We start from the raw sequence: 9,236 nt of genomic DNA, 5'->3' as shown, positions 1-9,236 counted from the left end.
GCTCCAGCACGGTGTGGAACCGACAGTCGTCGAACGCGTCTATACCGCCATGATCGACGAATTCATCGAACTGGAGCAGCGCCGCCACCGCTCCCTCACCGCCACCGACTGACTCAACGTCCGCGTTCCGGGTCCTCGAGTGTCGGGATGACCGGCGACAGCAGCGTGTCGGCCTGCTCCGTGACGACGCCTCCATCTCACCGAGCCGTAGCTCCGGCTCGTCATCGACCGCCGCGGCGGTCGCCCGCAACGACACCCATCCGTGGTACTCGAACATCGCGCCAGCCTGTGTCCGCGCGCATCTTGATTGGGTGGTCTGCGGAAGAGGGGACTTCCCGGCGAGGGGGGTGCGGCTGCGCAGGGTGATGGGACGGCGGCGCGGGGGGAATGGGCCTGGAGCTACATAAACCGGCTCGCGGCGACAGGATTCTGTCGAAAAGCCGGTGAAAATGTAGGTTCAGGCCCATTCAACCCCGCCAGCCATATCACCGGAAGCGGGGAGCCTTCACCGCGAGGGCGGTGCGCCCTCGCGGGGTGAGGCGCCAGCGGCCTGGGGGATGGGTGGAGGTGATGAGGCCGCGGGAGTTGAGTTGGGCCACGGCGTTTCTGGTGCGCCAGCTGGTTAGGGCGGACGCCTGTTGGATTTCGGTGGTGGTGAGGGCGTGATCGGGGGAGAGGGCGGAGAGGACCGCTACCTCGGCGGCGGTCATGCGGGTGACCTTCGGGCGAGATGGTGCGGATGTCCTGCGCGCGTTGGCATTCGGCGATGTCGGCCGGGCGGGTAACCGCTCTGGCGCGGAACGTCCAGGTATCCGCCGCCGATGATGGAGAGGCGGAGATGGGTGGTGTCGGTGGGGTGGGATTCGTTGTGGAACCCCCACCACGACCAGAGGATCACGCTGCCGCAGAGGATCGCGATCATCAATAGAGCCCATATATCCCAAGGCATTACGGTCTCCTCCCGAGAATGCGTTGTCAGAGGTACCCGGGTCCCGCTGGGGTTTCGGAGGTTTGGGGGGCCGGGCTGAGGTTCATCGGACATCAGCGATTGCGTGCGGGGGACCGAGTTTCTTGCGTGCGCAGGATTTCTGCGCGTTTTCCCAGCACGCCACCCGATTTCGGAGCAAACTTGATTCGGGTTTCGGAGCCGACGCCAGGAGATGGTCATGTCGAATCGCTCCAGCAATCTGCCGCGCCGCCAGCTCGGGCGGTATCTGAGAGAACTGCGCCAGCAGTGCGGGCTGTCGATCGTGCAGGCCGCCAAGCTCGCCGAACGGAGCTCGGGCAGCCTGCAACGGCTGGAAACCGGGGCCACCGAGCGCATCCAGCTGCGCGATATCGAGGAGCTCTGCCGAATTTACGACGCGCCCGACTACGTCGAGCCGCTGAAAGGACTTGCCCAGCAGGCCAATGTGAAGTCGTGGTGGCACGAATACGGGGATCTGATTCCCGCCGGATTCAACGTCTATGTGGGATTGGAGTCGGCGGCCGAGCGGCTGACGATCTATCGACCTGACATGGTGTCCGGTCTGTTTCAGACGCCGGAATATGCGCGCTCACTCGACCACACGTATTTCACGCACGAGTCGCCGACCGAGGTGGAGCGCCGCGTGCAACTGCGGATGAGACGGCAGTCCCTGATTCTGCGCAAGCGAAAGCCCGCCACAGCTCGCCTGGTCATCGACGAGGCCGCGTTGCGCCGGGTGGTCGGAGGGCCGAAGACCATGGCCGCGCAGCTGCGGCATCTGGCCGCGCTGCCGCCGAATGTGACGGTTCAAATCCTGCCTGCGGCAGCGGGTTTTCCGCTCGGTGTATCCCCGGGACCGTTCACGATCCTGGACTTCGAGACGGACGAGGATGGCGAGCCGGTCGAGCCCACTGTTATTTACGTCGAGAGCTACGCCGGTGACTTGTACCTTGAAGGGACGACAAGTGTGGAGCTGTATCGGCAGGCGCACACGGCTATTCGCGCCGCCGCGCTCGACGCGGCCGACAGCAAGAACATGCTTCGACGACTTGCTAAGGAGTTCGCGCCATGAAAGACGATCTGTCCCAGGCCAATTGGTTCAAGAGCAGCCGTAGCGCCGGAGGTAAGGACTGCGTCGAGGTCGCATTCCTGCGTGCCGGGGTTGGTGTTCGGGACTCCAAGAACCCCGGCGGTCCCGCGCTCGTGTTTTCCGGTGAGCAGTGGGACCGCTTTATCGCCAGCGGGGTTTGGGTGCGCTGATCTCGCGTCAGGCGGAGATGGACAGGCCCTGGAGGAGGGTGGTGGGGGCGGCGCCGTCGCTGTCGGTGCGGGTGGTGATGGTGAGCTGGACCAGGTATTGGCCGTTGTCGGAGTCGACGATGATGTAGCGGTTGTAGGCCCAGAGGGTGAGCTGTTCGACCGTGTAGGTGCCGGTGATGCCTGCGGACGGGTAGCCCTCGAAGTCTTCGGTGTCGGTTTCGAGGTCTTGCCAGCCGGGGAGTTGGCGGGCGTCGGCGAAGGCGTGGGTGAGGAGTTCGCGGGCGTCGACGGGCGGGGTGAAGGTGGCGACGAGGAGGACGGCGTTGTCGGCCCAGCCGTTGACCGGAGGCTGGGTCCAGACGCCGTAGGCGCCGGGGAACATGCCGGGGGGAACCTGCTGCCAGCCTTCGGGAACGCCGACCGCCACCTTGGGCGCGCCGGGGGCCGCGGGGTCGACCGGCGCGGCCTGGATCTGGGCGGCGGCCAGGTATTCGGCGATGGTGGTCAACGGGTCTCCTCCGAGGGGCGACGGCGGTGGTCACCAGCCATTCAACACGATGCCGTCGCCGCCGATCGCTCGATGGTGGCGCGCACTACCTCGCGCCCGCGTTCGATGCGCGGGCGCGCAAAGAGAAGGCCGCCCAGTCGCGATGACTCGGGCGGCCCTTCCGCGGTGATCGTTTTCCGTCATCCCTTGAACCCGCGCAGGCGCAGGCTGTTGCTGACCACGAACACGCTGGACAACGCCATCGCGGCACCGGCGAGCATGGGGTTCAGCAGCCCGGCGGCGGCCAGCGGGATGGCTGCCACGTTGTAGCCGAAGGCCCAGAACAGATTGCCCTTGATGGTGCGCAGGGTGGCCCGGGACAGCTTGATCGAGGTGGGAACCGCACGCAGGTCGTCGCGGACCAGGGTGATGTCGGCGGCCTGGATGGCGACATCGGTGCCGGTGCCCATGGCCAGACCCAGATCGGCCTGGGCGAGTGCGGCGGCGTCGTTGACACCGTCGCCGACCATGGCGACGACCTTGCCCTTGTCCTGCAACTGCTTCACCACGTCCAGCTTGTCGCTGGGCAGCACCTCGGCGATGACCTCGTCGATGCCCACCTGGTCCGCCACGGTGCGGGCGGTGGCGGCATTGTCGCCGGTGAGCAGCACGGGAGTCAGGCCCAGGGCCTTCATCTCCGAGATCGCCTGGGCGCTGGTCGGTTTCACCGCGTCGGCGATGACCAGCACGCCGCGCGCCTGCCCGTCCCACGCCACCACGATGGCGGTCTTGCCCGCCTGCTCGGCACGAAGCTTGGCGTCCGCCAAGGACTCCGGCAGCGTGATGGACCAATCCTCCAGCAACTCGGTGCGTCCGATGACGACCGCGCGCTCACCGACCAGACCCTGCACGCCCTTGCCGCCGTGGCTGACGAACTGCTCCACCTTCTCGGTGTCGAGTCCGCGCTCGGCCGCGCCGTTCACCACGGCCTTGGCGACCGGGTGCTCGGAGCCGTGTTCGACGGCCGCGGCCACCGACAGCAGCTCGTCGGCATCCACGCCGGCGGCCGGAATCGCCTCGGCCAGAGTCATCTTGCCGGTGGTGACCGTGCCGGTCTTGTCCAGCACGACGGTGTCGATGCGCCGGGTCGACTCCAGCACCTGCGGGCCCTTGATCAGGATGCCCAGCTGCGCGCCGCGACCGGTGCCCACCAGAAGTGCGGTGGGAGTGGCCAATCCGAGGGCGCACGGGCAGGCGATGATCAGCACCGCGACGGCCGCGCCGAAGGCGGTGGCGACGGCCGCGCCGGTGCCGAGCCAGAAGCCCAGGGCCGCAACGGCGATGGCGATGACGATCGGGACGAAGATGCCCGCCACCTGATCAGCCAGCCGCTGCACGGGCGCTTTGCCGTTCTGCGCCTCCTCCACCAGCGAAGCCATCTGCGCCAGTTGGGTATCCGCGCCGACCCGGGTGGCGCGCACGGTCAGCAGACCGCCCGCGTTCACGGTCGCGCCGACCACCTGATCGTCGGGACCCACCTCGACCGGCACCGATTCACCGGTCAGCATGCTCATGTCGAGCGCCGAACTACCGCTCACCACAACACCGTCGGTGGCGACCTTCTCGCCGGGCCGGACCAGGAATTCCTCGCCCACCCGCAATTCACCCACGGGAATGCGGGTTTCGACGCCGTCGCGCAGCACCGCGACATCCTTGGCACCGAGCTCCAGCAGGGCACGCAGCGCCGATCCGGCCTTCTCCTTGGAACGGACCTCGAAGTAGCGGCCCGCCAGGATCGCCGTGACCAGGGTCGCCGCGACCTCGAAGTACAGCGCCGAGGACGAATCACCGCGCTCGATGGCGAAACTGAACGGGTGCTTCATGCCGGGCATGCCCGCATTGCCCCAGAACAGCGCGTACACCGACCAACCGAACGCCGCCAGCGTGCCCAGCGAGATCAACGTGTCCATGGTGGCCGCGCCGTGCTTGGCGTTCACCCAGGCGGCCCGGTGGAATTGGGACGCGCTCCACACCACGATGGGCGCGGTCAGGGTCAGCGACAGCCACTGCCAGTTGGTGAACTGGAAGACCGGGAACATGCCCATGGCGACCACGGGCACGGCCAGCGCCAGCGTCACGTACAGCTTGTGGCGCAGCAGATCAGCGGCCGAGGGAGCCGAATCACCCTCGGCGGACTCGGTTTTCACGGGCTCGTTGTGGTGCACGGCCGCGGTGTAGCCGGTATCGACCACCTTGGCGATCAGATCGTCCGTCGTCACCGACTCCGGGAAACTGACCTTCGCCTTCTCGGTGGCGTAGTTGACCGAGGCGGTGACACCGTCGATCCGGTTGAGCTTCTTCTCGATTCGCGCCGCGCAGGAAGCGCAGGTCATCCCACCGATATCGAGTTCGATCGAACGCTCGGGTGCTGGATTGTTTCCAACACCGACAGCGGCGCTCATGAGTGACCTCCTTCGTGGTGGGCGGGCGCATTCGAATCGGATGCGGCGGTGGTCGTATTCGTGAATTCCGCGGTGTGAACCGCGCCGCCGTGCTCGAAGTCGAGGTACAGGCGGTAGTCGCCGTCGCTCGGCGCTTGCGCGGCGAAGACGACATTCGGGCCGGGTGCGGTCTTGCCGACCTCGCCCTCGGGATGGACGTGCAGGTAGGCCAGGTCCGTGGCCCGCAGCGCTACCAGGTGAGCGTACGCGCCCAGGTAGGGCTGCAGATCGGTCACCGGCTTGCCGTCGCGGGTGACGGTGAAGGTGAGTTCACTGCCCGCGGTGGTCAGGTCACCGGCGAGGGTGACCCGGTAGCCGTCGACGTCGGCGGTCTTGGACACCGGAGGCAGCGGCTTGTCGGTCACATTGCCCGCGACCGCGAAGGTGCGGCTCAGGACCAGCTCGCCGGGCCCGCCGGTAGGGGAGAAGTCGGCGAACACGCGGTAGCTGCCGGGTTCGGCCCACTTCCAGTCGATGGACCAGGTGCCGTCGGCGGCCCGCTTCGGGTGCACGTGCCGGAACTGGCTGGCGTCGGAGCGGACCACTATCAGGTGCAGATCCTGCTCGTGGAGGTTGTTGTACTGGGTGAGGGTCCCCTGCGGTCCGGTGATCCGGAACTGCAGTGCGCCTTGCTGATTCGGTGTGACGGGGGCGGTGATGTCGCCGAGGGTGTAGCCGGATTCACTGGCCTGCAACCCCGTCGGCGCGGCCGCCTGATGCTCGCTGTGATCGGCCCCGGCCGGGGCCGCGCCGGAGCGGTCCCCGACCAGGGCACCTACTCCGAGCGCGGCTCCGAACAAGACGACCAGTCCGACGCCGAAGGCGGCGAACTTGAGTCGGTCGTTCACACCGCCACCTCATATCCGGCCTCGTCGACGGCGGCGATCACATCGGCATCGGCGAGCGGGGCGGCGGACTCGACCTGCACCCGGCCGGACGCGAGATCCACATCCACGCTGGTGACACCGTCGATCTTGCCGATCTCCTTCTGCACCGAACCGACGCAGTGGCCGCAGGTCATGCCGGTGACGGTGTAGGTGCTGGTGGCCATGGCGGTCTCCTCGTGTTCGTTGATCCGATTACGGTTTTGATTTATACGGTGTGGGGGTATCCCCGACATCCAGAAACATACCCCCCATGGGTACCTGGCGCAAGTACTCGAACGAGAAATCTGTCGACTAGGCTGTGCGCGTGCTCTCAGTTGTGCCCAGCCCCGTGATCGTGCGCGCACCCGCGAAGGTGAACCTGCACCTCGGGGTGGAGGATCTGCGCGAGGACGGCTACCACGACCTCACCACCGTGTTCCAGGCGTTGTCGCTCAGCGACGATGTCCAGATCGCGCCGTCCTCGGCGCTGCGGGTGAAGGTCACCGGCGAAGGAGCCGAGGAGGTGCCCACCGATCGCGGGAACCTGGTGTGGCAGGCCGCGGTGAAGCTGGCCGATCTGGCCGGGCGCGCGCCGCTGGTGGAATTCGGCATTACCAAGGGCATTCCGGTGGCGGGCGGCATGGCCGGCGGCAGCGCGGATGCAGCCGCGGCGTTGATCGGGCTGAACGACCTGTGGGAACTCGGCCTCGGGCGTGCCGAATTGTCCGATATCGCAGCCGAACTCGGCAGTGACGTGCCGTTCTCGCTGCACGGCGGCACCGCGCTCGGGCGCGGTCGCGGCGAGAAGCTGCTCCCGGTGCTGTCCCGCAACACCTTTCACTGGGTGCTCGCGCTGGCCAAGGACGGGCTGTCCACCCCGGCCGTCTTCCGGGAACTGGACCGGCTGCGCGAGGTCGGCGACCCGCCGCGGCTCGGCAGCCCCGAGGACCTGCTGCAGGCGCTCGCCTCCGGTGAGGCCAAGCAACTCGCACCGCTGCTCGGCAACGACCTCCAGGCCGCGGCCCTCTCCCTGAAACCCGACCTGCGCCGCACCCTGCGCGCGGGCGTCACCGCCGGAGCCCTCGCGGGCATCGTCTCCGGCTCGGGCCCGACCTGCGCGTTCCTGTGCGAGAACGAGGAGGCCGCGGTCACCGTCGCCGCCGAACTCGCCGGTGCGGGGGTCTGCCGCAGCGTGCGCACCGCCTTCGGCCCGGTGCCCGGCGCGCGTCGCATCACCGATTCGCCGGACGCTGCCAAGCGCTGATATCGGGGTGGTCCGCCCTGCTCGGTAGGCTTGCCCGGGGCAAGTATCGACGACACAGAGGATCCCGTGGCCAACCTGATCAACCTCGAAGCGGTCTCCAAGAGCTTCGGCATCAAGCCGCTGCTCGACAACGTCTCCTTGGGCGTTCAGGAGGGGGAGCGCATCGGTGTCGTCGGCCTGAACGGTGGCGGTAAGACCACGCTGCTCGAGGTGCTGACCGGAATCGAAGCCCCCGACTCGGGCCGGGTGAGCCGTCGTGGTGATCTGCGCATGGCCGTCGTCACCCAGCGCGGTGTCCTCCCCGAAGGCGCGACCGTCGGCGAGGTCGTGCTCGCGGGCCTGGCCGAGGACCAGCGCACCGACGGTGTCGCCGAACACGAATGGGCGTCGAATCCCCGCATCCGTTCCGTCGTCGAGGGCATCGGCATCGCCGATCTCGGCATGGACGCCCCCGTCGCCAACCTCTCCGGTGGCGAGCGCCGCCGCACCGCCCTGGCCGCCGCCCTGGTCCGCGACCTCGACCTGCTCGTCCTCGACGAGCCCACCAACCACCTCGACGTCGAGGGCGTGCAGTGGCTGGCCGAGCATCTGGTGAACCGCCGCAGCGCGCTCGTGGTCGTGACCCACGACCGCTGGTTCCTCGATACCATCGCCAACCGCACCTGGGAGGTGCAGGGCGGCAAGGTCGAGTCCTACGAGGGCGGCTACAACGACTGGATCTTCGCGCGTGCCGAACGCGCCCGCCAGGCCGACGCCAGCGAGGCCCGCCGCCAGAACCTGGCCCGCAAGGAACTGGCCTGGCTGCGCCGCGGCGCCCCCGCGCGCACCTCCAAGCCGCGCTACCGCATCGAGGCCGCCGAGGCCCTGATCGCGAACGTCCCCGCGCCGCGCGACAAGGTCGAACTGGCCTCCTTCGCGCGAAAGCGCCTGGGCCGCGTGGTGATCGAGCTCGAGGACGCCACCCTCGCCACCCCCGACGGCCGCGAACTGGTGACCGACCTGACCTGGCGGCTCGCGCCGGGCGAACGCGTCGGCCTGGTCGGTGTGAACGGCTCCGGCAAGACCACCCTGCTGCGCGCGCTGGCCGGTGACGCGGAGCTGAAGTCGGGCAAGCGGGTTCAGGGTCAGACCGTCAAGATCGGCTGGCTGCGCCAGGAACTCGACGATCTACCCCTGAACATGCGTGTGCTGGAAGCCGTTCAGGACGTGGCACAGCGAATGATGCTGGGCGACAAGGAGATCTCCGCCGGTCAGCTGGCCGAACGCCTCGGCTTCACCCCCGCCAAGCAGCGCACCCCCGTCGGCGACCTCTCCGGTGGCGAGCGCCGCCGCCTGCAGCTGACCCGAATCCTCATGGCGGAGCCCAACGTTCTGCTGCTCGACGAGCCCACCAACGACCTCGACATCGACACCCTGCAGCAGCTGGAAGACATGCTCGACGGCTGGGCGGGCACCCTCGTGGTCATCTCCCACGACCGCTACCTCATCGAGCGCATCTGCGACTCCACCTGGGCCCTGTTCGGCGACCGCAAGCTCACCAACCTCCCCGGCGGCATCGACGAATACCTGCGCAAACGAGCCGCCCTGAGCGCGCCGGTGGCCAAGTCCGCCGCCCCCGCAGCCTCGAATTCCGCTGCCCCCGCCACGGATTCGGCCGCCTACCGCGCGGCTCGGAAAGAGCTGGCCAAGCTGGAGCGGGCCCTGGAAAAGCTCACCGACCGCGAGAACAAACTCCACGCCGCGCTCGCCGAGGCCGCCACCGACCCGGACAAGCTGGTCACGCTCGGTGCCGAGCTGAAGCAGGTGCAGGCAGAGAAGGAATCGACCGAAGAGCGCTGGCTCGAACTGGCCGACAACGCCTGAGCGTCCTCGTCATCCCGGCATGTTTTTG

General features: G+C 68.0%; 9 protein-coding genes. 4 read left to right on the top strand and 5 right to left on the bottom strand.

What is annotated here, in order from left to right; genetic code table 11:
* Positions 1 to 485 precede the first annotated feature (485 nt).
* A complete protein-coding gene (locus ON43_RS29050) occupies positions 486 to 710 on the bottom strand; it encodes a hypothetical protein (RefSeq protein ID WP_040812581.1) in 225 nt (74 codons plus the stop codon).
* A 456-nt stretch (positions 711 to 1,166) separates the two neighbouring features.
* On the opposite strand from ON43_RS29050, the gene ON43_RS29045 reads away from it, so the two are divergent.
* Positions 1,167 to 2,039: a helix-turn-helix domain-containing protein gene (locus tag ON43_RS29045; RefSeq protein ID WP_245568797.1), complete on the top strand. Its 873-nt coding sequence runs from the start codon at positions 1,167 to 1,169 to the stop codon at positions 2,037 to 2,039.
* A complete protein-coding gene (locus tag ON43_RS29040) occupies positions 2,036 to 2,227 on the top strand; it encodes a DUF397 domain-containing protein (RefSeq protein ID WP_040812577.1) in 192 nt (63 codons plus the stop codon). The genes ON43_RS29045 and ON43_RS29040 overlap by 4 nt, the downstream gene beginning before the upstream one ends.
* A 7-nt stretch (positions 2,228 to 2,234) precedes the next feature.
* Here the strand turns inward: ON43_RS29040 and ON43_RS29035 are convergent, their stop codons facing one another.
* The 4 genes from ON43_RS29035 to ON43_RS29020 form a co-directional block, all read right to left on the bottom strand.
* Positions 2,235 to 2,735 (bottom strand): LpqN/LpqT family lipoprotein, encoded by a 501-nt coding sequence (locus ON43_RS29035; protein WP_051179402.1) that lies wholly within the window; start codon positions 2,733 to 2,735, stop codon positions 2,235 to 2,237.
* Between the two features lie 179 nt (positions 2,736 to 2,914).
* Positions 2,915 to 5,176, bottom strand: a complete 2,262-nt coding sequence (locus ON43_RS29030; protein WP_040812576.1) for a heavy metal translocating P-type ATPase — start codon at positions 5,174 to 5,176, stop codon at positions 2,915 to 2,917.
* Complete coding sequence (locus tag ON43_RS29025; RefSeq protein ID WP_040812574.1) at positions 5,173 to 6,063, bottom strand: DUF8832 domain-containing protein; 891 nt, start codon at positions 6,061 to 6,063, stop codon at positions 5,173 to 5,175. Before ON43_RS29025 ends, ON43_RS29030 begins: the two co-directional genes overlap by 4 nt.
* Positions 6,060 to 6,266, bottom strand: coding sequence for a heavy-metal-associated domain-containing protein (locus ON43_RS29020; RefSeq protein WP_040812572.1), 207 nt, complete (start codon positions 6,264 to 6,266; stop codon positions 6,060 to 6,062). The genes ON43_RS29025 and ON43_RS29020 overlap by 4 nt, the downstream gene beginning before the upstream one ends.
* A gap of 140 nt (positions 6,267 to 6,406) precedes the next feature.
* Here ON43_RS29020 and ON43_RS29015 point away from each other — a divergent pair, with 140 nt between their 5' ends.
* Positions 6,407 to 7,345, top strand: coding sequence for a 4-(cytidine 5'-diphospho)-2-C-methyl-D-erythritol kinase (locus tag ON43_RS29015; protein ID WP_040812642.1), 939 nt, complete (start codon positions 6,407 to 6,409; stop codon positions 7,343 to 7,345).
* Positions 7,346 to 7,411: 66 nt separating this feature from the next.
* Positions 7,412 to 9,208 (top strand): ABC-F family ATP-binding cassette domain-containing protein, encoded by a 1,797-nt coding sequence (locus ON43_RS29010; RefSeq protein ID WP_040812571.1) that lies wholly within the window; start codon positions 7,412 to 7,414, stop codon positions 9,206 to 9,208.
* Positions 9,209 to 9,236: the final 28 nt, after the last annotated feature.

It is taken from the genome of Nocardia concava NBRC 100430 (assembly GCF_000308815.1).
GTDB lineage: Bacteria > Actinomycetota > Actinomycetes > Mycobacteriales > Mycobacteriaceae > Nocardia > Nocardia concava.
The sequence above is the reverse complement of the archived record's forward strand: the minus strand, read 5'-3'. Positions and strand labels throughout refer to the sequence as shown.